General features: G+C 74.7%; 17 protein-coding genes and 2 pseudogenes. 12 read left to right on the top strand and 7 right to left on the bottom strand.

Annotated elements, in window-relative coordinates; translation table 11 throughout:
- The 6 genes from OG559_RS16920 to OG559_RS16945 all read right to left on the bottom strand — a co-directional run bounded on the left by OG559_RS16920 (position 1) and on the right by OG559_RS16945 (position 7941).
- Positions 1 to 849: a glycoside hydrolase family 6 protein gene (locus OG559_RS16920; protein ID WP_405104925.1), complete on the bottom strand. Its 849-nt coding sequence runs from the start codon at positions 847 to 849 to the stop codon at positions 1 to 3.
- Positions 850 to 1010: 161 nt separating this feature from the next.
- The gene (locus OG559_RS16925; RefSeq protein ID WP_350886925.1) at positions 1011 to 1190 is read right to left on the bottom strand and encodes a DUF6104 family protein; all 180 of its coding nucleotides are present in this window, start codon (positions 1188 to 1190) and stop codon (positions 1011 to 1013) included.
- Between the two features lie 118 nt (positions 1191 to 1308).
- Positions 1309 to 5070, bottom strand: coding sequence for a multifunctional oxoglutarate decarboxylase/oxoglutarate dehydrogenase thiamine pyrophosphate-binding subunit/dihydrolipoyllysine-residue succinyltransferase subunit (locus OG559_RS16930; RefSeq protein ID WP_405104927.1), 3762 nt, complete (start codon positions 5068 to 5070; stop codon positions 1309 to 1311).
- Between the two features lie 269 nt (positions 5071 to 5339).
- Positions 5340 to 6164 carry an ABC transporter permease gene (locus OG559_RS16935; protein ID WP_405104929.1) on the bottom strand — a complete coding sequence of 275 codons (825 nt, stop codon included), beginning with the start codon at positions 6162 to 6164 and terminating at the stop codon, positions 5340 to 5342.
- Entirely contained in the window at positions 6161 to 7099 is a 939-nt protein-coding gene (locus OG559_RS16940; protein WP_405104931.1) for an ABC transporter ATP-binding protein, read from the bottom strand. Before OG559_RS16940 ends, OG559_RS16935 begins: the two co-directional genes overlap by 4 nt.
- Positions 7100 to 7284: 185 nt before the next feature.
- Entirely contained in the window at positions 7285 to 7941 is a 657-nt protein-coding gene (locus OG559_RS16945; RefSeq protein ID WP_405116721.1) for a hypothetical protein, read from the bottom strand.
- A 147-nt stretch (positions 7942 to 8088) separates the two neighbouring features.
- Between OG559_RS16945 and OG559_RS16950 the strand changes: the two genes are divergently transcribed.
- From OG559_RS16950 to OG559_RS16985, 8 genes and pseudogenes are all read left to right on the top strand, one after another.
- Positions 8089 to 8433: a hypothetical protein gene (locus OG559_RS16950; RefSeq protein WP_405104933.1), complete on the top strand. Its 345-nt coding sequence runs from the start codon at positions 8089 to 8091 to the stop codon at positions 8431 to 8433.
- Positions 8430 to 9041 (top strand): PadR family transcriptional regulator, encoded by a 612-nt coding sequence (locus OG559_RS16955; RefSeq protein WP_405104935.1) that lies wholly within the window; start codon positions 8430 to 8432, stop codon positions 9039 to 9041. Before OG559_RS16950 ends, OG559_RS16955 begins: the two co-directional genes overlap by 4 nt.
- A 77-nt stretch (positions 9042 to 9118) precedes the next feature.
- Positions 9119 to 9820, top strand: a complete 702-nt coding sequence (locus tag OG559_RS16960) for a response regulator transcription factor (RefSeq protein ID WP_161685324.1) — start codon at positions 9119 to 9121, stop codon at positions 9818 to 9820.
- Positions 9817 to 9982, top strand: a pseudogene (locus OG559_RS16965) (two-component sensor histidine kinase); the annotation flags it as partial. The gene OG559_RS16960 and the pseudogene OG559_RS16965, both read left to right, overlap by 4 nt.
- Before the next feature lie 149 nt (positions 9983 to 10131).
- Positions 10132 to 11376 (top strand): annotated as a pseudogene (locus OG559_RS16970) (sensor histidine kinase); the annotation flags it as partial.
- Between the two features lie 62 nt (positions 11377 to 11438).
- Positions 11439 to 13061, top strand: coding sequence for a trypsin-like peptidase domain-containing protein (locus OG559_RS16975; RefSeq protein WP_405104938.1), 1623 nt, complete (start codon positions 11439 to 11441; stop codon positions 13059 to 13061).
- Between the two features lie 175 nt (positions 13062 to 13236).
- On the top strand, positions 13237 to 13908 hold the full coding sequence (locus tag OG559_RS16980; RefSeq protein ID WP_396670123.1) for a BON domain-containing protein: 672 nt from the start codon (positions 13237 to 13239) through the stop codon (positions 13906 to 13908).
- 190 nt (positions 13909 to 14098) lie between these two features.
- Positions 14099 to 15157, top strand: a complete 1059-nt coding sequence (locus OG559_RS16985; protein WP_405116724.1) for a glycosyltransferase — start codon at positions 14099 to 14101, stop codon at positions 15155 to 15157.
- Between the two features lie 75 nt (positions 15158 to 15232).
- Here the strand turns inward: OG559_RS16985 and OG559_RS16990 are convergent, their stop codons facing one another.
- Positions 15233 to 16762: a serine/threonine-protein kinase gene (locus OG559_RS16990; RefSeq protein ID WP_405104940.1), complete on the bottom strand. Its 1530-nt coding sequence runs from the start codon at positions 16760 to 16762 to the stop codon at positions 15233 to 15235.
- Positions 16763 to 16916: 154 nt separating this feature from the next.
- Between OG559_RS16990 and OG559_RS16995 the strand changes: the two genes are divergently transcribed.
- Genes OG559_RS16995 through OG559_RS17010 form a run of 4 tightly spaced genes read left to right on the top strand, consistent with a single transcriptional unit; the run spans position 16917 to position 22899 of the window.
- Positions 16917 to 17750: a patatin-like phospholipase family protein gene (locus tag OG559_RS16995; protein WP_405104942.1), complete on the top strand. Its 834-nt coding sequence runs from the start codon at positions 16917 to 16919 to the stop codon at positions 17748 to 17750.
- Positions 17750 to 18772 (top strand): 1-acyl-sn-glycerol-3-phosphate acyltransferase, encoded by a 1023-nt coding sequence (locus tag OG559_RS17000; RefSeq protein ID WP_405104944.1) that lies wholly within the window; start codon positions 17750 to 17752, stop codon positions 18770 to 18772. The genes OG559_RS16995 and OG559_RS17000 overlap by 1 nt, the downstream gene beginning before the upstream one ends.
- A gap of 9 nt (positions 18773 to 18781) precedes the next feature.
- The gene (gene cutA / locus OG559_RS17005) at positions 18782 to 19102 is read left to right on the top strand and encodes a divalent-cation tolerance protein CutA (RefSeq protein ID WP_350886905.1); all 321 of its coding nucleotides are present in this window, start codon (positions 18782 to 18784) and stop codon (positions 19100 to 19102) included.
- 47 nt (positions 19103 to 19149) lie between these two features.
- Complete coding sequence (locus OG559_RS17010) at positions 19150 to 22899, top strand: SCO7613 C-terminal domain-containing membrane protein (protein WP_405104947.1); 3750 nt, start codon at positions 19150 to 19152, stop codon at positions 22897 to 22899.
- Positions 22900 to 23085: the final 186 nt, after the last annotated feature.

Below are 23085 nucleotides of genomic sequence, written 5' to 3' on the forward strand. Positions count from 1 at the left end.
TCAGCGGGCTCGGCGGGCCAGGTCGAGGGCGTACTCGGGCCACCAGACGCCGCTGTCCGGCTCGCCGGGCCGGCAGGCGTCGTCGGACTCGCCCGGGAACTTGACCCAGAGCAGGGCGTCCACCCGGTCCGGGCCGGGGTCGGCCGTGGGCTCCTCGCCGAGCGCCCGGCCCGGCGGGTTGCACCAGCTCGGCGCGCCGCCCACGGTACGGCCCGGGTGCGGGCCGTTGCCGTTGCGGCTGGTGTCGACGACGAACCGGGTCGCCCCGCCGAGCGCGTCGGAGAGCCGGTGACCGTAGCGGACGTTCTCCTCGGTGCCGACGAAGTTCGCCACGTTCAGGGCGAAGCCGGCCGCGTCGGCGATCCCGGCCCGGCGCAGCGCCGCGGCGAGCCGGTCGACGTCGGTGATCCAGCCGGGATGCCCGGCGTCGAGGTACACCCGGGCGCCGCCGGTGCTGCCCAGCACGGCCACCGCGTCCCGCAGCACCGCGAGCCGGCCGGCGACGTCGGGCACGCAGCCGGCCACGGCGTCCGGGACCGCGCCGGGTTCGAGGACCACGGTGACCGGCCGGCCGGCCACCCCGGCCGCCAGGTCCCGGATCCAGCGCTGGTAGTCCGCCGCGTCCCCGGCGCCGCCGGCCCCGCGCCGGGCGCAGTCGCGGTCCGGCACGTTGTGCACCACCAGCACCGGCGTCTGCCCGGCGACGGCCGCCGCCGTCAGGAAGGCGTCCACCTCGGCGCGGACCGCCGGGTTGCCGGTGAGCCACTTCGCGCTCGGGCGGCCGGCGATCGCGCGCAGCGCCTCGGCGTCGGCGGTGCGCCCCTGCGCAGCCCAGCGGTCCGCCTGCACGCCGGCCGGGTTCGCCGGGTCGACGTAGAAGACGGGCGGCAGGGCCGTCGGCGCGGCCCCGCCGTCGCCGTCCGGTTCGGCCCGGGGCGCGGGGTCGGCGCCGCAGCCGGCGAGCAGCAGCGCCAGGGCGACGCCGGCCGCCGCCCCGGCCCTTCGGCGGCTCAGTCCTCGTCCTCGTCGTCCAGGCGGGCCAGCCAGGTGGCGAACCGCTCGATCGGCGTCTCGAACTCGGGGTTCAGGTCCACGAAGTCGCGCAGCCGCTCGCCGAGCCACTCCATGCTGACCGACTCCTCGCCCCGGCGCTCGACCAGTTCCTCGATCCCGCGGTCGGTGAAGTACATCCGTACGTCCTCATTCCTGGGCCCGGCCGGCGGCCGGGTCGGGTGGTCCGCCGACGCGAGCGGGGCAGCGGCCCGTCGTGGTGACGGTCGCTGCCCCGCTGCGCGCGGTGCGGTCAGGTCACGGGCGGGGCAGGGCCGCCTCGATCAGCGCGTTCTGCTCGACCTCGTGCATCTTGGCCGAGCCGACCGCAGGGGCGGCGGCGGCCGGGCGGGAGATGCGGCGCAGCCTGATCTCGCTCAGGTGCTCCAGCAGGTTGAGCGCGACGAAGCTCCACGCGCCCTGGTTGGCCGGCTCCTCCTGCACCCAGGCGTAGTCCTCGGCGTTCGGGTACTGCGCCAGGGCGGCCCGGATCTCCTCGACGGGCAGCGGGTAGAGCTGCTCCATCCGGAGGATCGCGGTGTCGGTGACGCCCCGGTCGGCCCGGGCCTGGAACAGGTCGTAGTAGACCTTGCCCGAGCAGAGCAGCACCCGCTTCACCTGCTCCGGCGCCGGAGCGGTGGTGTCGCGCAGCACCGGCTGGAAGGTGCCGGTGGTGAAGTCCTCGACCGGGGACACACAGAGCTTGTGCCGCAGCAGCGACTTCGGCGTGAACACCACCAGCGGCTTGCGCTTGGGCGACAGCGCCTGGCGGCGCAGCAGGTGGAAGTAGCTCGCCGGGGTGGTCGGGATGGCCACCCGCATGTTGTCCTCGGCGCAGAGCTGAAGGAACCGTTCCGGGCGGCCGGAGGTGTGGTCCGGGCCCTGACCCTCGTGGCCGTGCGGCAGCAGCAGGGTGACCGCGGAGCGCTGGCCCCACTTCACCTCGCCGGAGGAGATGAACTCGTCGATCACCGACTGGGCGCCGTTGACGAAGTCGCCGAACTGGGCCTCCCAGGCGACCAGCGCGTTGATGTTCTCCACCGAGTAGCCGTACTCGAAGCCCATCGCCGCGTACTCGCTGAGCAGCGAGTCGTGCACGAAGAACCGGGACCGCTCGCCGTCGGCGGTGAGCGACTGCAACGGCAGGTGGTCGGCGCCGGTCTTGGCGTCCACCACGGACGCGTGCCGCTGCACGAACGTGCCACGACGCGAGTCCTGCCCGGCGAGCCGGACGGTGACCCCGTCGTGCAGCAGCGCGCCGAGAGCGATGATCTCGCCGAAGCCCCAGTCGATGTTGCCCTCGACGGACATTTTGGCCCGCCGGTCGAGCAGCTGCTGGATCCGCTTGTGCGGGGTGAAGCCCTCCGGCAGGTTGACGTGGGCGTCGCCGACCGCCTTGACCACGTCGACGCTGGTGGCGGTCTCCACCTGCGGCTCCGGCTCGTCCTCGCGGCGCTGCCGGGCCGGCTGCTTCGGCGCCGAGGCGGCGTCCCGGGTGGCCTTGAAGACCCGCTCCAGCTGCGACTGGTAGTCGCGCAGCAGTTCCTCCGCGTCCTCCACGGTGATGTCGCCCCGGCCGATCAGCTCCTCGGTGTACAGCTTCCGGACCGACCGCTTCGAGTCGATGATCTTGTACATCTGCGGGTTGGACATCGACGGGTCGTCGCCCTCGTTGTGCCCGCGCCGGCGGTAGCAGACCATGTCGATCACGACGTCCTTGTTGAACGCCTGCCGGTACTCGAACGCCAGCCGGGCGACCCGGACCACGGCCTCGGGGTCGTCGCCGTTGACGTGCAGGATCGGCGCCTCGATCATCCGGGCCACGTCGGTGCTGTAGAGGCTGGACCGGGAGTGCTCCGGTGCGGTGGTGAAGCCGACCTGGTTGTTGACCACCACGTGCACCGTGCCGCCGGTGCGGTAGCCGCGCAGCTGCGACAGGTTGAGCGTCTCGGCGACCACGCCCTGGCCGGCGAAGGCGGCGTCACCGTGCACCGCCAGCGGCAGCACCGTGTACCCCTCCAGCTTGAGGTCGATCCGGTCCTGCTTGGCCCGGACGATGCCCTCCAGCACCGGGTCGACGGCCTCCAGGTGCGACGGGTTCGCCACCACCGACACCTTGACGGCGTGCTCGCCGTCCGGGGTGGTGAACTTGCCGTTCTGGCCGAGGTGGTACTTCACGTCGCCCGAGCCCTGGGTGGAGCGCGGGTCGAGGTGCCCCTCGAACTCCGAGAAGATCTTCTCGTACGGCTTGCCGACGATGTTGGCCAGCACGTTGAGCCGGCCGCGGTGGGCCATGCCGATGACGACCTCGTCGAGCCCCGCCTCGGCGGAGGACTCCAGCACCTCGCCGAGCAGCGGGATCAGCGACTCGCCGCCCTCCAGCGAGAAGCGCTTCTGGCCGACGTACTTGGTCTGCAGGAAGGTCTCGAACGCCTCGGCGGCGTTGAGCCGGTTGAGCACGTGCTTCTGCTCGTCGGTGCTGGGCTTCTCGTACTTGCGCTCGATCCGCTCCTGGATCCAGCGCCGCTCCTCCGGGTCCTGGATGTGCATGTACTCCACGCCGACCCGGCGGCAGTACGAGTCGCGCAGCACGCCGAGGATGCTCCGCAGCTTCATCCGCTGCTTGCCGGCGAAGCCGTTGACCGGGAAGACCCGGTCGAGGTCCCACAGGGTCAGTCCGTGCTGGAGCACGTCCAGGTCCGGGTGCTTGCGGATCTTGAATTCCAGCGGGTCGGTGTCGGCCATCAGGTGACCGCGCACCCGGTACGCGTGGATCAGCTCGTGCACCCGCGCGGTCTTGTTGATCTGACCCTCGGAGTCGACCGCGACGTCCCGCATCCAGCGCACCGGCTCGTACGGGATGCGCAGCGAGGTGAAGATCTGGTCGTAGAAGGCGTGCTCGCCGAGCAGCAGCTCGTGCATGACCTTGAGGAACTCGCCGGACTGCGCGCCCTGGATGATCCGGTGGTCGTACGTGCTGGTCAGGGTGATGATCTTGCTGACGGCCAGCTCGGCGAGGGTGGCCTCGCTCATGCCCTGGTACGGCGCCGGGTACTCCATCGCGCCGACGCCGATGATGGCGCTCTGCCCGGCCATCAGGCGCGGGATCGAGTGCACCGTGCCGATGCCGCCCGGGTTGGTCAGCGAGATCGTGGTGCCGGAGTAGTCGTCCATGGTCAGCTCGTTGCGGCGGGCGCGACGGACCACGTCCTCGTACGCCTGCCAGAACTGCCGGAAGTCCATCCGCTCGCAGCCCTTGATCGACGGGACCACGAGGTTGCGGGAGCCGTCGGGCTTGGCCAGGTCGATCGCGATGCCCAGGTTGACGTGCTCGGGGCGGACCATCGCCGGCTTGCCGTTGACCTCGGCGAAGGAGTTGTTCATCTCCGGGTGCTCGACGAGCGCCCGGACCATCGCGTACCCGATCAGGTGGGTGAAGCTGGCCTTGCCACCTCGCCCGCGGGCGAGGTGGTTGTTGATCACGATGCGGTTGTCCACCAGCAGCTTGGCCGGGACGGAGCGCACACTCGTCGCGGTCGGCACGCTGAGCGAGGCATCCATGTTCTGGACGATCTTCGCGGCGACGCCCCGCAGCGGAGTGGTCTGCGGGCCGGAGACGGCCGGCTTCGCCGGGGCGGCCTTGGCGGGCGCGGCGGGCTTCGCGGCCGGCGCGGCCTTCGCGGGGGTGGCCTTCGCCGGGGCCGGCTGCGCGGCGGGCTTCGCGGCCGGCTCCGCCTTCGGCGCGGCCGACTCGGCCTTCGCAACCGGCTGGGCGACGGCGGCGGCAGCCTCCTGTTGCCCGGCGGGCTCCGGCGCGGCGGCAGCCGCCTTGTCGGCCTTGCCGTCGGGGCGCGGTGTGGCGGCGCCGGGCGCCGGCCGATAGTCGGCGAAGAAGTCATGCCAGGCCGAATCGACGCTGCTTGGGTCGGCGAGGTAGCGCTGGTACATCTCCTCGACGATCCACTCGTTCGGGCCGAAACCCGCCAGTGGGTTCTCCTGCGAAGTCTGCTGGGTCGACACGGCCGGTAATCGCCTCTTTCACGCGGGTTTGTGTGTCACGCGGTGGTCAGCCGTTGCCCGGTACGCGGGTGGACGGAAGACGGCTCCCAGGCTACGCCGTAGGAACACGCTAGGCATTTCCGGCTCCGGCGGGTGGTCCGTTTCACAGAAGATGCAGAAGTCCGTTCGACGCCGCGTGTCCAGTTGACCGCCGGCTGGAACGGGCCCGGCCCCGGGGCGTGATCCAGTGATCACGCCCCGGGGCCGGGTCGCCGCGTCGACCGCAGGCGTCAGGAGATGTCCCGCCGCCGGATGGTGAGGGCGCCGATCAGGCCGGCCAGCACGGCGTACCCGATCAGCACCGCAGCCCCCGCCCAGCGGGGCGGGTTGCCCGGGATCTCGACCCCGCTGACCATCAGCGACGACGCCAGCGAGGGCACCACCACCTGGAGCTTGTTGATCCACTCGCCGTACCGGTCGGCCAGGAGGGCCAGCACGGCGACGGCCCCGATCGAGCCGCCCAGGTAGAGCAGGATGCCGGTGACCGTCGCGCCGATCTGGCTGCGGATCAGCACCCCGATCCCGACCCCCAGCACCGACCAGAGCAGGTACGCCAGCGCGTTCAGCCCGATCGCCCGCCAGACCGCGCCGCTGCCGAACTGGGGGCCGACGTCCACGCTGTTCAGGACCATCGCGCCGAACACCAGGTTGAGCACGGTGGTGACCAGCCAGAACAGCATCGCGAGCACGGCCCCGGCGATCAGCTTGGCCACCATGACCGCCGTGCGGTGCGGCACCGTGAGGAACGTGGTGGTCACCGTCTGGTGGAAGAACTCGCTGGTCACCACGATGATGCCCAGCAGCATCACGATGAGCAGCCCGAAGAACTGGCCGTTGGTGTAGATGTTGGCGGCCAGGCTGTCCACCGACTGCACGGCCTGGATCTGGTCGGCCTGCTCGGCCGGCACGTCCTCGAAGCCCCCGCTGGCCAGCGCGTCGGTCTGCAACCAGTTGAACAGCAGGGCGAGGATCCACAGCGGTAGCGAGATGAGCCCGAAGATCCACCAGGTGCTGGTGGTCCGGATCTTGAGCAGCTCGGATCGGACGAGGTTCATCGGATGCCCGCCTTTCCGGCCGTCAGCTCCAGGAAGACCCGCTCCAGGTCGGGTCGCTCCGGGGTCAGTTCGTGCAGCTCCACCTTCGCGGCCAGGGCGGCCCGGCCGATGGCCGGGGCGTCCAGCCCGCTGACCAGGAGCACGCCGTGCTCGCCGGTCTCCACCGTCGCGGACTGCGCGCGCAGCGCCGCGACCAGCTCCTCGGCCTGCGGGGTACGCACCCGCACCTGGCCGCCCTGCGTCATCGAGCCGAGCACCTGCTCGACCGGCCCCTGCCGGATCAGCTTGCCGGCCGCGATGATCACCACGTCGTCGGCGAGCAGCTGCATCTCCGACAACAGGTGGCTGGAGACCAGCACCGTACGGCCCTCGTGGGCCAGACCCTTGAGGAAGCCACGCATCCACCGGATGCCCTCGGGGTCGAGCCCGTTCGCCGGCTCGTCGAGGATCAGCACCCGGGGGTCGCCGAGCATCGCGGCGGCGATGCCGAGGCGCTGCTTCATGCCCAGTGAGTAGCCCTTGAACTTGCGCTTAGCCGCCGGGGTCAGCCCGACCAGGGCGAGGACCTCGTCGGCCCGCTGCTTCGGCAGCCCGGCCGCCGCGCAGATCACCCGCAGGTGGTTGATTCCGGTGCGGCCCTTGTGCGCGCTGGACGCCTCCAGCACCGCGCCGACGTGGCGCAGCGGGTCGGCCAGGTCGACGTACCGCTGGCCGCCGATGGTCGCGCCGCCGCTGCTCGGGGTGACCAGGTTCAGCAGCATGCGCAGCGTCGTGGTCTTGCCGGCGCCGTTCGGGCCCAGGAAGCCGGTCACCCGCCCCGATGCGACCGTGAACGACAGATTGTCGACCGCCCGGACGTTCTTGTACTGCTTCGTCAGGCCGGACACCACGATCTGACCGCTGCCGATGGTGGGGCTTCGCTGCCCGTCAGACATCGTTCTCCTCCCGTGCGTGGCGCGTGGACGCGCCGACGTGTGCGGCGCTGTTGCGGATGCGCCGTCGCACAGCGTGGCAAGACGGCGCAACCAGGTCAATCAGGCGCGACACCTACACCCGACTCCGTCTCAGGCAGGAGGGCATCCTCCCCAGGGACGAGGCCGTCCGCCCCGCCCCCCGCCGGTCACGCCCCGGGCAGCGCGATCCAGGTGGCCCGGGCGCGGCCCAGTAGGCGGCCGTCGGGGCCGTACAGGGCGGTGCGGACCAGCGCCTTGCGCCCCCTGGTTTCGTCCGCCACGCCGGTGACCACGCACTCGTCGCCCGGGGCCGGCAGCGCGTCCAGCACGGCGGCGATCCGGCCGAGCACGTACGGGCGGCCGGGGCCGATCACGGCCCAGCCCCCGGAGCAGTCCAGCGCCGCCCAGACCGTCGCGGGGGTGACCTCGGCCGGGGCGGTGAACGGCGCGGCCGTCCGCCCGTCCGGCAGCCGGCCGGGGAAGACCCGCAGGCCGTCGACCCGGTCCGGCCCGCAGACGTAGCAGCCGGGAAAGGGATGCTCTCTCAGCCCGGGGTACGCCGCCGCGGCGGCCCGCGCCGTGCCGAGGTCCACCGGCGGCACCGCCTCCGGGGCGTCCCCGGCCGGCCGCACCTCGGCGATCAGCCGGCCACCGGGGTCGCGGACCTCCCCGCCGGCCACGGTCAGCGGGGTCTCCAGCGGCGGCGGCTGCCGCAGCGTCACCTCGACCGGCCCGTCGTGCCCGGTGGCGGCGGCGAGAGCGGCGGCGGTCCAGCCGCCGTTGCCCGAGCCGGGCGGACCGTTGAACCGCGCCGGGATGATCACTGTCATGGACGGTCCTCCTGACGTCTCCGGTGACGTGGACCACCCTCTCATCCCGGTCCGGGCCGACCGCCCGGTGGCGTCCACCGGACGCCTTCCCGACACGCGACAGTCTTGTTCAGTCGCGATGTATCGCGTTAGGCTCTCCTCGTGGACGCGCCGCTCGGGCACGTCCGGGCGGGGGAGGACACCATGGCCAGGTGGACCATCGACAGCCCACAGCGGCTCACCCCGGACGAGCCGGTCACCTCGCTGAAGGTCGACATGGTCGCCGGGCGGCTCAACGTGGTCGGCACGGACGGGCCGGCCCGGGTGGACGTCACCCGGATCACCAGCGGCTTCCCCGAGGTGCGCGACCGGGCCGGGCTGGGCGGCATGCGGGAGAGCGAGGGGGTCATCGGCACGGGCGCGGGTAAGCTCTGGGCGTCCGCGACCTCCGGCAGCATCGCGCTGCTCGCCCGCCCGGTCGACGACGAGAAGGAGGAGCTGCCGTGACCGCCGTGTTCAGCCACGGGCGGCTCCGGCTCTACCTGCTCAAGCTCCTCGACGACGCCCCCAAGCACGGGTACGAGCTGATCCGCCTGCTGGAGGACCGTTTCCTCGGCCTGTACGCGCCCAGTGCCGGCACCATCTACCCCCGGCTCCAGCGGCTGGAGGTCGAGGGGCTGGTGACCCACACCGCCGCCGGTGGTCGCAAGGTCTACGAGATCACTGAGGCGGGCCGGGCCGAGCTGCGCCAGCGGGCCGGCGAACTGGCCACCCTGGAGTCCGACATCAGCGCCTCGGTGGCGGACCTCTCCGCCCTGGCCGGCGAGATCCGCTCCGAGGTGCGCGGCTCGATCCACGACCTCAAGCGGGAGCTGCGCGAGGCCACCAGGCAGACCCGGCGTACCAGTTGGGAACCGCCGCCCCCGGGCCCGGCGCGGCCGGCTGCCCCGGCGGGGGAGTCGCCCCTGCTGGCCGAGTTCGACCAGCGGCTGGCCGCGTTCACCGTCGAGGTCGGCGGCCTGGTCCGCGCCGGCCGGCTCAGCGACGCCCAGCTCCGCACGGCGATCCGGGCGCTCGACGGCGCCCTGGACGGGCTGCGCCACCTGCTGCGCTGACCGGCCCGGCGGCGCTCTCAGGGTTTTTCCAGCAACCGCCCAGCGTGGGCGCAGCGATGTCACGGATGATGGACGGCATGGCCGCTACCCAGACCGAGGCGCGACTGCTCGTCGTCGAGGACGATCCCAACATCCTCGAACTGCTCTCCGCGAGCCTCCGCTTCGCCGGCTTCGACGTGGCCACCGCGACCAGCGGGAGCGCCGCGCTGAGCGCCGCCAAGGACCACCGCCCCGACCTGGTGGTCCTCGACGTGATGCTGCCCGACCTCGACGGGTTCGAGGTCATCCGGATGCTCCGCGAGGGCGGCACGCGCACCCCGGTGGTCTTCCTGACCGCCCGGGACGCCACCGACGACAAGATCCGCGGGCTGACCCTGGGCGGCGACGACTACGTCACCAAGCCGTTCAGCCTGGAGGAGTTGACCGCCCGGATCCGGGCCGTGCTGCGCCGGACGGCCAGCGGCGAGCAGGCCCCGTCCCGGCTCACCTTCGCCGACCTGGAGCTGGACGAGGAGACCCACGAGGTGCACCGGGCCGGGCAGCGGGTGCAGCTCTCGCCGACCGAGTTCAAGCTGCTGCGGTACCTGATGCTCAACGCCAACCGGGTGCTGTCCAAGGCGCAGATCCTCGACCACGTGTGGAACTACGACTTCCGGGGCGACGACAACATCGTCGAGTCGTACATCTCCTACCTGCGGCGCAAGGTCGACAACACCCAGCCCCGCCTGATCCACACCCTGCGCGGCGTGGGGTACGTCCTGCGCAAGCCGGCGGCGTGAGCGTCGTCGCCCAGGCGAAGGGGAGGCTGCGCGGCGTCCCTCTGCGGATCAAGCTGGTCGCGGCGGTGCTGGCCCTGGTCGCCGCCGCACTGGTGGTGATCAGCTCGCTGACCACGTACTTCCTGCACAATTACCTGATCGGCCAGGTGGACAGCGAGTTGCAGTCGGCCAGCATCCAGGTCGGTGGCGTGCTCCCCGACCTGGAGGCCCGCCGTGCGCTGGCGACGCTGCCCACCGACTACGTCGTCGCGCTCGCCGACGAGTACCAGGCCCGGTTCATCGGGTACGACCGCAGCTTGCAACCGGACAACCTGCCGCCGATCCCGGCCGACCTGGCCGGCTTCCGCGCCGAGGAGGGCGAACCGTTCAACGTTCGGGCACAGGACCGGGAGGACCGCTGGCGAATGCTCTACCGGCAGCTGCCGGATGGCCGGGTGCTCGCCGTCGGGCAGCACCTGACCGACGTGGACCTGGCGGTGAAGCGGCTGGTCTGGATAGACCTTCTGGTCGGCGGGGCGGTGCTGATCCTGCTCGCCTCCATCGGGGCGGCGATCGTGCGGACCAGCCTCAAGCCGCTGGTGGACATCGAACGCACCGCCGGGGCCATCGCCGGCGGCGACCTGACCCGACGGGTGCCCGACCCGGAGGAGGGGCAACCCTTCCCCACCTCGGAGCTGGGGCGACTGTCCCGGGCGCTGAACACGATGCTCGCCCAGATCGAGGCCGCGTTCACCGCCCGCGCCGCCTCGGAGATCGCCGCCCGCTCGGCCGAGGCCGGCGCCCGCGACGCGGCAGCCGCCGCCCAGGCGTCCGAGACCAGGGCCCGGCGCTCCGAGGAGCGGATGCGGCAGTTCGTCGCCGACGCCTCGCACGAGCTGCGTACGCCGCTGACCACCATCCGGGGCTTCGCCGAGCTGTACCGACAGGGTGCCGCCCGGGCCCCGGAGGAGACCGCCGGACTGCTGCGCCGGATCGAGGACGAGGCGTCCCGGATGGGGCTGCTGGTGGAGGACCTGCTGCTGCTGGCCCGGCTGGACCGGGAACGGCCGCTCTCGCTGGCCCCGGTGGAGCTGCCGCTGCTGGCCGGCGACGCCGTGCAGGCCGCCCGGGTGGTGGCCCCGGACCGGCGGGTCGAGCTGGAGATCGAGCCCGGCTCCGGGCCGCTGGTGGTGCTCGGCGATGACGCCCGGCTGCGCCAGGTGATCGGCAACCTGATGACCAACGCGCTCACCCACACCCCGCCGGACACCTCGGTGACCCTGCGGCTGCGTACCGAGCCGGGGAACCTGGCGGTGGTCGAGGTGGCGGACACCGGCCGCGGGCTCTCCCCGGAACAGGCCGAGCGGGTCTTCGAACGCTTCTACCGGGCCGACCCCGCCCGCACCCGCCGGGCCGGCGGGGCCACCGGGACCGGGCTGGGCCTGGCCATCGTGGCGGCGTTGGTGGCCGCCCACCACGGCGCCGTCGAGGTCGCCGAGACCCAGACCCCCGGCGGGGGTGCGACCTTCCGGGTCCGGCTGCCGCTGCTGCCGGACATCGACGATCCGGACGAGTGACTTTCAGGCAACTTCCAGCCTGGTTCCAGGCTGATCGCAGTGGCAGGGGAGAAGGTGGACACATGACCGAGTACGAGACCGACCCGCAGCGGCGGCCGGCACCCTCCGACGCCGAGCCGTCGTACCCCACCGCCGAGCTGTCCCGCCGCGAGCCCGGGCAGTCCGACTCCCCGGCCGTCCAGCCCCACGCTCCGGCCGCGCCGACCGCCCCCACGACCCCCTCCACCGCCACGTCTGACGCGCCCGCCGCCACGTCTGACGCGCCCGCCGCCCCGGCTGACGCACCCGCCGCCTCCCACGCTCCGGGTGCCGCGCCCGGCTCCGCCGCCCCGGTCTCCGGCCCTGCCGCCCCGGTCTCCGGCCCCGGCCCCTACCCGTACGGCGGGTACGCCCCGCCGGCCGCCACCCCGTCCGGCGCGCCGTACCCGGTCGCCGGGCAGCAGCAGCCGGCCGGGCAGTACCCGACGAGCCCCTGGCAGCCCGGGCAGCAGTCCGCCTGGGCCGCGGGGGGCCAGCACGGGCCGGCGACCCCCGGGTACGCCCCGCACGCCGGGAGTCCCACGTACCCGGGCGGCCCGGTGCCGCCGCAGCAACCCGGCCAGCAGGTCCCGCAGTGGGCGCAGGGCCCGGCCCCCAAGCCGAGCCGGGTCGCCAAGCTGGCCGGCGCGGGCGTCGCGGTGTTCGCGCTGATGCTCGGCTCCGGTGTCGCCGGCGGCGCGCTCGCGCTCGCCGTGGACGGCGACTCGGGCGGGATCACCCGCACCTACTCCGCCGCGCCGGTGATCAACAGCGCGGACCTGCCGAAGATCGCCGCCGCCGTGCAGGACAGCGTGGTCTCGATCACCACCGGCAGCGGCGAGGGCTCCGGCGTCATCCTCAGCGCCGACGGCTACGTGCTCACGAACAACCACGTGGTGGCCTCCGCCAGCGGCGAAACCCTGCGGGTGATCTTCGCCGACGGCAAGAACGCCGAGGCGAAGATCGTCGGCACCGACCCGAAGACCGACCTGGCCGTGGTGAAGGCCAACGGGGTCAGCGACCTCAAGGCCGCCAAGTTCGGCGACAGCGACGGCATGCAGGTCGGTGACCAGGTGCTGGCCCTGGGCAGCCCGCTGGGGCTGCAGGGCTCGGTCACCTCGGGCATCGTCAGCGCCCGGGACCGCACGATCCAGGCCGGCGAGGGCCAGCAGCAGAACCCGAGCCAGGGCGTCAGCTCGATCGCCGGGCTGCTCCAGACCGACGCCCCGATCAACCCGGGCAACTCCGGCGGCGCGCTGGTCAACACCCGGGGCGAGGTGATCGGCATCAACACCGCCATCGCCACCTCCGGGCAGAGCACCGGCAACATCGGCGTCGGCTTCGCCATCCCGAGCAACAAGGCCAAGGACGTCGCCGGGAAGCTCCAGCGCGGCGAGAAGGTCAGTCACCCCTCGCTCGGGGTGAGCGTGAGCCCGGCCGAGGACGGCGGCGCGGTGGTCGCGTCCGTCACGCCGGGCAGCGCCGCCGAGAAGGCCGGCCTCCAGCGGGGCGACGTGATCACCAAGTTCGGCGACACCGTGGTCAACGACTCCAACGATCTGGTGGGCGCCGTCCAGGCCGGCAAGGTCGGCGATCGGGTCGAGGTGCGGTACCAGCGAAACGGATCGGCGGCGACGGCAACCGTCACGCTCTCCGAGACGTCGTAACACCAGCAGACCTACCTCCTCCGGGGCGGTGGGTGGCGGAGCCAAGGGGGTTGGCTCCGTCACCCACCGCCCCCTCCCTGTTCCGGCGCGTCCCCCACCCGATCCGGGTGAGCCGGTCTCACCCCCTCGCCGGGCACGGTGACCACGCGCGGGGCGGCGCGGGAGGGGGAACACCATGGACACGGCGACGAGCACCCGGACCGATCCGGAGATCCACCGCGACGTCCTCGCGGAGCTGGACTGGGACCCCCAGGTCCCGCCGACCGTGGTCGGGGTGGCCGTGCTGCACGGCGTGGTCACCCTCACCGGCTCGGTGGACAGCTACGCCCACCGCTGGGCAGCCGTACGGTGCGCCCAGCGGATCCGCGGCGTCCGCGCGGTCGCCGACGACATCGAGGTACGCCCGTCGGACGTCCCCGGGCAGACCGACACCGAGCTGGCCCTCGCGGCCGGGCGGGCCCTGGAATGGGACAGCTTCGTGCCGGCCGAACGGCTGGACGTCACCGCCGCCAACGGGTGGCTGATCCTGCGGGGCGAGGTGGAGTTCGGCTGGCAGCGGCGTACCGCCGAACGGGAGCTGCGCCGGCTGCGGGGCGTGCGCGGGGTGACCAACCTCGTCGAGGTCCGCCCCGCGCGGCGGCCGACCGGCGAACGCGCCCGGCATGACGTGCAGCGGGCCGTGTCCCGGATCCTCGGCACCGAGCGGGTGCAGGCCCGGGTGCGCGGCGACACCGTGGTCCTCACCGGCGTGGTCCGCTCCTGGTGGCAACGGGACGAGGCGGAACGGATCGCCTGGTCGGCCCCGGGGGTGCGGGCCGTCGACGACCGGCTCGTGGTGGTCGGCTAGGGGCGTGGGCGACCGGCTGATGGGACCGACCGGGCCGGGCGACCGGCGCGGGCCGCCGGGTGCCCGGTTTGACCACCGTTCCAGGCGGGAAAGCGCCGCCGATCACGCGCACTGGGACCAACGGGGAGGACTCGTGGCCGTGAACGACCTGCCGTCCGACCGCCCGGGGGAGCACCCGCTGAGGATCGCGATGGTGGTCCCACCGTGGCTGCCCGTGCCACCCCCCGGCTACGGCGGCCTGGAACAGGTGGTCGCCGGGCTGGTGGACGCGCTGGCCGGGCTGGGGCACGCGCTGACGGTCTTCGGGGCCGGCCCGGATCACGGCACCCGGGCCGGATACGTCTCCACCTGCGACAACCTCCAGTACGACCGGCTCGGCGAGTCGCTGCCGGAGCTGGCCCACCTGGCCCACGTCGACCGCCTCGTCGGGTCGGACGACTTCGACCTCGTGCACGACCACACCACCATCGGGCCGCTGGTCGCCGGCCGCCGGGCGGTGCCCACCGTGGCCACCGTGCACGGCAACCCGGTCGGCGAGTACGGCACGGTGCTCGGCAACACCGACCACGGGGTCGGGCTGGTGGCCATCTCACACACCCAGCGCCGGCTGAACCCGGGGCTGCCGTGGGTCGGCACCGTGCACAACGCGCTCGACACCGGGGACGTGCCGCACAAGGCCGCCCCGGGCCGCGGCCCGGTGCTCTGGCTGGCCCGGTTCAGCCCGGACAAGGGCCCCGACGTGGCGATCCGCGCCTGCCGGTCGGCGGGCCTGCCGCTGGTGCTCGCCGGCAAGTGCAACGAGCCCGCCGAGCGCCGGTACTTCGAGCAGGTGGTCGAGCCGATGCTCGACGAGGACGTGACCGTGGTGCTCAACGCGGACCGGAACGCCACCCTGCGGATGCTCGTGGACGCCCTCTGCCTGATCATGCCGATCCAGTGGGAGGAGCCGTTCGGCATGGTGATCCTGGAGGCGATGGCGACCGGCACGCCGGTGGTGGCGCTGCGCCGGGGGGCGGTGCCGGAGCTGGTCCGCCCCGGCGTGACCGGTCTGGTCTGCGACCGCCCCGAGGACCTGCCGGGCGCGCTGCGGCAGGCCGGACGGCTGGACCCGGTGGCGTGCGTGGCACACGTGGCGGAGAGCTTCTCCACCTCCCGGATGGCTCTGGGCTACGAGGCGGTGTACCGGGACTTCCTCGGCACCTCCGGGCACGCCGCGACCCGCCGGCCGGTCCCCGTCACCGCCCGCTGACCGGCGTCGCCCCGAGCCCACGCCGCCCGGTCGGGTTGCCCTCGGCCCGACCCCGACGGGTCAGACCCCGACGGGTCAGACCCGAGTCACGCCGAGCTGCTGGAAGGCCGTGTCGAGCTGGCGGGCGTACGCCGGGGTGATGCTGCCCTCGCGCCGCCGGTCGGCGACCTTGTCGCGGGCCCGCCGCACCGCGCCGGCCAGGTCGTCCCGGCCGCCCGCAGCGGTGGCGTGGCCGAGCAGGTTGCGCAGGTCCGTGCCGACATCGGTGCGGATCCCACCGTCGGCCACCCCCGCCTCGATGAGCTGGTCGATCCGGCTGGCCGCCTCGGCCAGGCTTCCGCCGGACGGTGTCGGCGGTGTGGTCGCCGCCGACGGGGTGCGCGGCGTCCGGCCGGGCGGCCGGGTCGGGGCGGGTGCGCTCGGGGCGCTCGGGGACGGATCCGGCGCGGGTGTCGATGCCGCCACCGTCGGGGCGCCCGTCGGGGCGGCCCCGGGCGGCGGCGGGTCCGCTTCCCGGGTCACCGTCGGCAGGAGCAGTGCCAGCCCGGTGACCACCACGACCCCCACCGCGATCACCGGCACCGGCCAGCGGCGACGATCCGACCGGGCGCGCCGCCGCCCGCCCTCGCCCGGCGGTGCCACGTCCGGAGTGGACGCGGCCGGCCCGGCGGCGGCCGGCGGCCCGGCGACCGGGGCCGGCGGCGGCTCGGGCGGACCGACGATCGACGGCAGGGTCATGGTCGGGGCGAGCATGGTGGCGGCCTGCGGGTCGGCCGGCAGGAGCTGATCGCGTAGCGCGAGGGCGACCCGGTGCGCGGAGGGCCGGTCCTGCGGCTCCCGGGACAGGCACCGCAGGCAGATACGGGCCACCTCGGTCGGCAGCGCCGGCACCTCCAGCGGGGGCGGGGCGTCGCCGGTCCCCAGCGCCGCGCCGAGCTGCTCCCAGGTGTCCGCCGGGTACGGCACCCGCCCGGTCAGCATCTCGTACAGCAGCACCCCGAGGGAGTAGATGTCGGTGGCGGGCTGCGCCGGCGCCCCGTCCAGCCGCTCCGGGGCGACGTACGCGGGGGTGCCGAAGGTGCCGCCGTCCTCGTCCTCGTCGGGTGCGCCGATGTGGGTGGCGATGCCGAAGTCCAGCACCTTGGCGCCGACCGGGGTCATCATCACGTTGGCCGGGGTGATGTCCCGGTGCACGATGCCGAGTCGGTGCGCCGCGGCCAGCGCCTCCGCCACCTGGGCACCGATCTCGACCGCGTCCGGCCAGGGCAGCGGGCCCTCGGTCAGCCGGTACTCCAGCTCCTCCCCGGCGAGCAGCTCCATCACCACGAACGAGGTGATGCTGCCGTCCGGGGCGAGCGCCTCGCCGTAGTCGTGCACCGCCGTCACGTGCGGGTGGACGAGCTGGGCGGCGCTGCGCGCCTCCTCGCGGACCATGTCCCGGAACCGGGCGTCCGCCGCCAGCGAGGGGGCGAGCACCTTCAGCGCCACAGTGCGGTCCAGCACCTCGTCCCGGGCACGCCAGATGACCGACATGCCACCGGCGCCGATCTGGTCGATGAGCCGGTACCTACGGGCCAGCAGCCTTCCGGCGTGCAGTGTTGCCATCACGGAGCGCACCTGCCTGGTGTCGGGGCGGTATCAGGTTGCGCGAATGTGTCCAGCGTGTCAACGGCCGTCCGGTTCCACCCGTCCGGCCCGTGGCCGGTGGCAGCTCGGGCGGTGGATGGCCGACCGGACGGGACGTGCCAGGATGGACGGCATGGTCAGCGGTCCGGTGGCGTTCGTGCTCGGCGGCGGGGGAGTCCTCGGTGCGGTCGAGGTGGGCATGCTGCGTGCCCTGTTCCGCGCCGACGTCCGGCCCGACCTGGTGCTCGGCACCTCGATCGGCGCGGTGAACGGCGCGCTGGTCGCCGCCGACCCGACCGAGGCGGTCACCGACCGGCTGGTCCGGCTCTGGGCCTCCCCCGAGGCCAGCGAGGTGTACGGCGACTCGGTGGCCCGGCAGCTCCGCCGCTTCGCCGCCCGCACCCACCTGCACTCGCCCCGGCCGCTGCGCCGGCTGCTGGAGGCGGAACTCGGTGAGGAGACCACGTTCGCCGACCTGCGGGTGCCGTTCCGGTGCTGCGCGGCCAACATCGAGCGGGCCGCCGAGCACTGGTTCGACAGCGGGCCGCTGGTGCCCGCCGTGCTCGCCTCCGCCTCGGTGCCGGGGCTGCTGCCGCCCACCGAGATCGGCGGGCAGCACTACATCGACGGCGGGATCGTCAACTCCATCCCGATCGGCGAGGCGGTGGCCGTCGGGGCGCGGCAGATCTTCGTCCTCCAGGTGGGCCGGATCGAGCGGGAGCTGACCCCGCCCAGGCGGCCCTGGGAGATCGCCCAGGTGGCGTTCGAGATCGCCCGCCGGCACCGGTTCGCCCGGGAGATGGCGGCGCTGCCCGAGGGGGTGCGGGTGCACGTGCTGCCGACCGGAGGGCCGGGACCGCGCGAGGACAGCCCGTGGGCGTACCGGGACATGGCGGCGGTGGGGCGGCGGATCAGCCGCGCGTACACCGCCTCCCGCCGCTACCTGGCCACCCACCTGGAACGCTGATGCCGCTGCCGCCCCGGTGGGTACGCCGACTGCTGCTGGCACCCGGGGTGGTGCTGATCGCGGTGCTGGTCGTGACCACCCTGCCGGTCTGGGCGTTCGCCGCGCTGGCGCTGTCCCCGCTGGTGCCGGGTCGGCTCCGGCCGCTGCGGCTGCTCTGGATCGGCTGCGTCTACCTGGTCTGGGACGCGGCGGCGCTGCTCGCCCTGTTCGCGCTCTGGCTCGCCTCGGGCTTCGGGGTGTGGAAGCGCACGCCGCAGTTCCAGCGGGCGCACTACGTGCTCGCCGGGTGGTTCCTCCGGGCGCTCTTCTGGCAGGCCCGGTGGACGCTGCGGCTGAGCATCGACGTGGTCGGCACCGACCCGGACACGGCGCTGCCCGGCCGACCCGAGCTGGTGCTCTGCCGGCACGCGGGGCCCGGCGACTCGTTCATCCTGATCCACGCGCTGGTCAACTGGTTCCACCGGGAGCCCCGGATCGTGCTCAAGGACAGCCTCCAGTGGGACCCGGCCATCGACGTGCTGCTCAACCGGCTGCCGAACCGGTTCCTGGCCCCGGCCCGGAACCGGGACGGGTCGGTGGCCGAGCAGATCGGCCATCTCGCCACCGGACTGGACGACAACGACGCGTTCGTGATCTTCCCGGAGGGCGGCAACTTCACCCCGCGCCGGCGGCTGCGGGCCATCGCCCGGCTGCGGTCCCTGGGGCTGGAGCGGATGGCGCTGCGCGCCGAACGGATGCAGCACGTGCTCGCGCCGCAACCCGGCGGGCTGCTCGCCGCCCTGGACGCCGCCCCGGACGCCGGGGTGATCTTCGTCGCGCACACCGGGCTGGACCGGATGCTCACCGTCGCCGACGTCTGGCGGGAGCTGCCGATGGACAAGCGGATCGTGATGCGGTTCTGGTCCGTGCCGCCGGAGGAGGTTCCCGTCGGCAAGCAGGAGCGCATCGACTGGCTCTTCGACTGGTGGGCGCGGATCGACGAATGGATCGCGGCGCACCACGACGGGGTCGATGCCGCGTAGGGTGCGGTCGTGGAGCAGATCAGCGTGGTGACGACGGTGGTGGACAGCCGCTCCGTCGCGGACGTTCTGGCGGCAGCCGCGGTGGCCGGCCGGCTCGCCGCCTGTGCGCAGGTGGGCGGCCAGGTGGACAGCACCTACTGGTGGCGGTCCGCGGTGGAAACCAGTTCGGAGTGGTCGGTGCTGTTCAAGACCGCGCCGGACCGGGTGAACGCACTGGTCGACCAGATCCGCGCCACCCACCCGTACGAGGTGCCGGAGATCCTGGTCACCCGGACGGAGAGCGGTAACCCCGACTACGCGGCCTGGGTGCACGAGCAGACCCGTCCCTGAGTACCCGCACTCTGGGCGGGGCGGATCACGGTCGGCATGATGGCCACGTGGACACCACTGGCTACCCCTGCCCGGGGTGCGGGACCCCCGCCGACCTGAGCGTCGGCTGCCGGCGCTGCGGCCGCCCGCCCGACCCGGCCGCCGCCGAGGTGATCCGGCTCGACCGGGAGATCGTCATGCTCGCCGGGCGGGCGGAGCAGGCCCGCCGGACGTACCTCGAACTGGCCGGGGCGGTGCGGTCGGCGCAGGCCCGCCGGGCGGAGCTGGCGGCCCGGGTGCGGGCGGCGACCCCGGTCGGCGCCCCGCGCCAGGCCGCGCCGCCGCCCGCCGGTCCCGCGCCCGCGGTCGGTCCTGCCCGGCCTGTTCCCGCGCCCGTGGTCGGTCCCGCCGGACCCCTGGCGGTCCCGGCGGTGTGGGGTGCCGGACCGGTGCCGGCCGGGTCGCCCGGACCGGTGCCGTCGCAGCGGCCGGCGCCGGCCGCGCCGGTCGGCGGGGCGGAGGCCTCCACCCGGACGGTGCAGGGGCTGCTCTTCGTCCTCGGCGGCCTGCTGCTCGGCACCGCCGCGGTGGTCTTCACGGCGGTCGCGTGGGCCGCCGTGGGCGTCGTCGGTCGGGCGCTGATCCTGCTCGCCTTCACCGTGCTCGCCCTGGCCGTCCCGCCGCTGCTGGCGCGGCGTGGGCTGCGCGGCACCGCGGAGACCTTCGCCGCGGTGGGCCTGCTGCTGGTGGTGCTCGACGGGTACGCCGCCTGGTCGGTGGACCTGTTCGGGGTGACCGGCTGGTCGGCGGCCCGCTACGCCGCACTGGTCGGGGGGGCCGGCGCGGCGCTGGCGGCCGGCTACGGCCGGCTGACCCGCCTCGCGGTGCCATGGTTCGCGGCGCTGCTCACCGTGCAGCCGGTGCTGCCCCTGCTCGCCGCACCGGCCCGCCCCTCGGCGGCCGGGTGGACGTTGGTGTTCGTCGGCGTCGCGGCGCTGAACCTGGCCGTGGTCGCCGCCCTGCGCGGCCCGCGTGCGGCGGTCGGTCCCGGGCCGGCGGTGGTGCCGGGTGCGTGGGCCGGTCCGGTTCCGGTGGGGGCGCCGGCTGCGGCGACCGGTCCGGTGCCGGCGGGGGGTGCGGGGCCGGCGGTCGGGGGGCCGGCGGTCGGGGGGCCGGCAGTGGTGGCGACGGCCGCCGGGGGGGCGGCCGTCGCCGCCGGACGGGTGCTGGCCTGGCTGGGTCACGGGGTCGCGCTGGCCGTCGCGGCGGGGTGCGCGCTGGTGCCGCTCGCCCTGGGCCGGGTCGCCGGCACGCCGCTGCTGGCCGGGGGGCCGCTGCTGCTGGTGGCCCTGACGCTGCTCGGCGCGGCGCTGGTCGCCGGCGGGCGGTTGTTCCGGGCGATCACGGCCGGGGCGGTGGTTCCGGTGCTCGCCCTGGCGCTGCTCCGGCCGGTGGCGGAGCTGCGGCCGAACCTGCTGACCGTGGCGACGGCGCTGATCGCCCTCGCGCTGGTCGGCGCGGTCCGGCCGCTGCCCCGCCTGGTCGGGCCCGGCCCCCGGGTCGGGGCCCTGGTGGTGGCCACCGGGGCCGCCCACGTCGCCGCGCTGCTCGCGGTCGTGCTCGGCGCGGTCGCGGTGGGCAGGGCGCTGCCGCCGTGGCGGGGCGTCGGTGCCGGTCCGGACCTGTCGTGGGGGTGGCAGGTCCCGGTCGCCGTGGTGCTGGCGGCGGTGGCGCTGGCAGCACTGCTGCCCCGGGTGACGAGACCGGTCACCGGGGTGGTCGCGGTCGCGTTCGGCACCCTCGCACTCACGGGCGTCGGGCCGGTGCCGTGGCCGGCGGTGCCCGCCGCCGACCTGGTCGTCGGAGCGGCCCTGCTGCTGTACGCGGTCACCAGGGTCCGGCCCTGGTGGGAGGCGCTGGTGGCGGCGGTCGCGGGCGGGGCCCTGGTCGGGCATGCCCTCCTGGTCGGGCTGGCCACGCCGGCCGGGGAGGCGGTGCTGCTCGGCGCGGTCGTGCTGCTCGGGACGGCGGTCGCCGCCCGGGGCCGCCGGGCAACCGGCGTCGGCCGGGGTGTCGCCGGGGCCGCCCTGGCCGCCGCGCTGCTGGCCTTCCAGGGCACGGTGGTCGTCGCGTGCTTCGCGGCCGGGGCGGCACCCTGGTGGCAGGCGCGGGCCGCCCTGGCCGCCGTCGGGCTGGCGCTGTTCGGCCTGCTCGCCGTTCGCCGCTGGTGGCCCGAGCTGACCGGCTACGCCTCGACCGCCTTCGCCGTCGGGTCCGCGCTGGCCGGGCTGGCGCCGCTGGTCGTACGGGCCGACGAGCCGGTGGCGCTCTACGCCGCGCTGGCGGTGCTGCTGACGGTGCTCGCCGGGCGGGGCGCGCCCCGGGTCGCCGGCCTGGGGCTGCTCGTGGTCGCGCTCCTCGCCGCCGCCCCGGCGGTCGTGGCGACGCTGGTAGCCCCGCACGGCGGGCCGGCCCTGCCCTGGTCCGGCGCGCCGGCCGGCGGAACGATCCCGGGGTCCACCCCGGCCGGCGTGGCCCTGCTCGTTTTCACCCTGGCGGCGGCGTTGGCGGCCCGGTCCCCGCACTTTCACGGAAAGCGTGGCCATTCCGCGTTCCATGCCCCCTCTTTCCGTGAAAGCGCGGGGGCTGGTCGGGAGCCGGCCGGGCCGGCGGACGGCGGGGTGGGTGGAGTCGGGGCGTGGCTGTCGGCGGTGCCGTTCGCCGCGGCGGCGCTGCCGGTGCTGCTGGCCGCCGCCGGCACGCCGTGGCCGGTGGTCCCGGCCGTCCTCCTGCTCACCGGGCTGGCCGCCCTGTTGGCCGCCGCGCTCGCCGGGCCCCGGCCGCTGCTCGTCCCCGTCACCGTGCCGGTGGGGCTGGTGGCCACCGTGTTCGGGCTGGCCGGGCTGCTCGCCACCCGCGCCGGCACCCTCACCGGCCTCGGCGCGCTGGTCGTGGTCGCCACGGTGGTCGCCGTCGGGGGCCGGGTGGGCCCGGTCCGGCTGGGCGGGGCCCTGGTGGCGGTCGGCGCAGCGACCGGGTTCGCGGTCACCGCCGCGCTGGCGGCCAGCCTGCCGCTGCGCTCGGCCTCGTTCGCGGTGCTGACGGTCGCGGTGCTGGTCCTGGCCGCCGCCGCGCTGCCGGCCGGGCGCGACCCCGCCCGGGGCCCGGTGCTGGACGTCGCCGCCCAGGCCGTCGCCCTGCTCGCGGTGCTGCTGGCCGGCGGGTCGCCCCGGCACGCCGCCGCGGTCTGCGTGCTCTGGGGGGTCGCCGTGGGGCTGCGGCTGCTGCGCCGCGGCGAGCCGACCGGGCGGCGATGGGCGTTCGCGGGCGTCGCCGGGGGCAGCGAGCTGCTCGGCACCTGGCTGCTGCTGGGCGCGGGCGGGGTGGTGCTGCTGGAGGCGTACACCCTGCCGACGGCCGGGGTGGCGCTGGCCGCCGGGGTGGTGGCGTTGCGCACCCGCCCGGGCCTGAACAGCTGGCTCGCGCTCGGGCCGGGGCTGGCCGCCGCGCTGCTGCCCGGCCTGGTGTCGGTGTTGTTCGCGCCGGAGCCGCAGCCCTGGCGGCGGCTGCTGCTCGGGGCCGGCGCCCTGGCCGTGGTGCTGGCCGGGTCGGCCCGCCGCTGGCAGGCGCCGGTGCTGCTCGGCGGGATCACCCTGGCCCTGCTCGCGCTGCATGAGCTGGTGCGTAGCTGGGACCTGCTGCCCCGCTGGATCTTCCTGGCCGTCGGCGGGCTGGCCCTGATCGGCCTGGCCGCCACCTACGAGCGACGCCGACGCGACCTGGCCAGGCTCCGGGCGGTGGTCGGCCGGATGGGGTGAACCCGTCGGCGTTCCGCGCGTGCGGGCACGCGCGTTGAACAGGACGAAGCCGGAGGGAGCGGGGCAGGGCGGGGCGGGGCGCAGGGAGCCCGGGGTAGGGCACGCCCTACCCCGGAGACGGGGGTGGCCCGGGTTACGCTGCGCAACCGGTTGCCCGCAGACTTGACGGTAGGGCACGCCGTCCGG

The organism is Micromonospora sp. NBC_01405 (assembly GCF_045040155.1).
Lineage (GTDB): Bacteria > Actinomycetota > Actinomycetes > Mycobacteriales > Micromonosporaceae > Micromonospora.

What these genes read in the sequence shown, in the direction of transcription:
- OG559_RS16925 (WP_350886925.1), bottom strand. Translation starts at nt 1,190, where the DNA reads ATGTACTTCACCGACCGCGGGATCGAGGAACTGGTCGAGCGCCGGGGC.
- OG559_RS16935 (WP_405104929.1), bottom strand. Translation starts at nt 6,164, where the DNA reads ATGAACCTCGTCCGATCCGAGCTGCTCAAGATCCGGACCACCAGCACC.
- OG559_RS16940 (WP_405104931.1), bottom strand. Translation starts at nt 7,099, where the DNA reads ATGTCTGACGGGCAGCGAAGCCCCACCATCGGCAGCGGTCAGATCGTG.
- OG559_RS16960 (WP_161685324.1), top strand. Translation starts at nt 9,119, where the DNA reads ATGGCCGCTACCCAGACCGAGGCGCGACTGCTCGTCGTCGAGGACGAT.
- OG559_RS16975 (WP_405104938.1), top strand. Translation starts at nt 11,439, where the DNA reads ATGACCGAGTACGAGACCGACCCGCAGCGGCGGCCGGCACCCTCCGAC.
- OG559_RS16980 (WP_396670123.1), top strand. Translation starts at nt 13,237, where the DNA reads ATGGACACGGCGACGAGCACCCGGACCGATCCGGAGATCCACCGCGAC.
- OG559_RS16985 (WP_405116724.1), top strand. Translation starts at nt 14,099, where the DNA reads ATGGTGGTCCCACCGTGGCTGCCCGTGCCACCCCCCGGCTACGGCGGC.
- OG559_RS16990 (WP_405104940.1), bottom strand. Translation starts at nt 16,762, where the DNA reads ATGGCAACACTGCACGCCGGAAGGCTGCTGGCCCGTAGGTACCGGCTC.
- OG559_RS16995 (WP_405104942.1), top strand. Translation starts at nt 16,917, where the DNA reads ATGGTCAGCGGTCCGGTGGCGTTCGTGCTCGGCGGCGGGGGAGTCCTC.
- OG559_RS17000 (WP_405104944.1), top strand. Translation starts at nt 17,750, where the DNA reads ATGCCGCTGCCGCCCCGGTGGGTACGCCGACTGCTGCTGGCACCCGGG.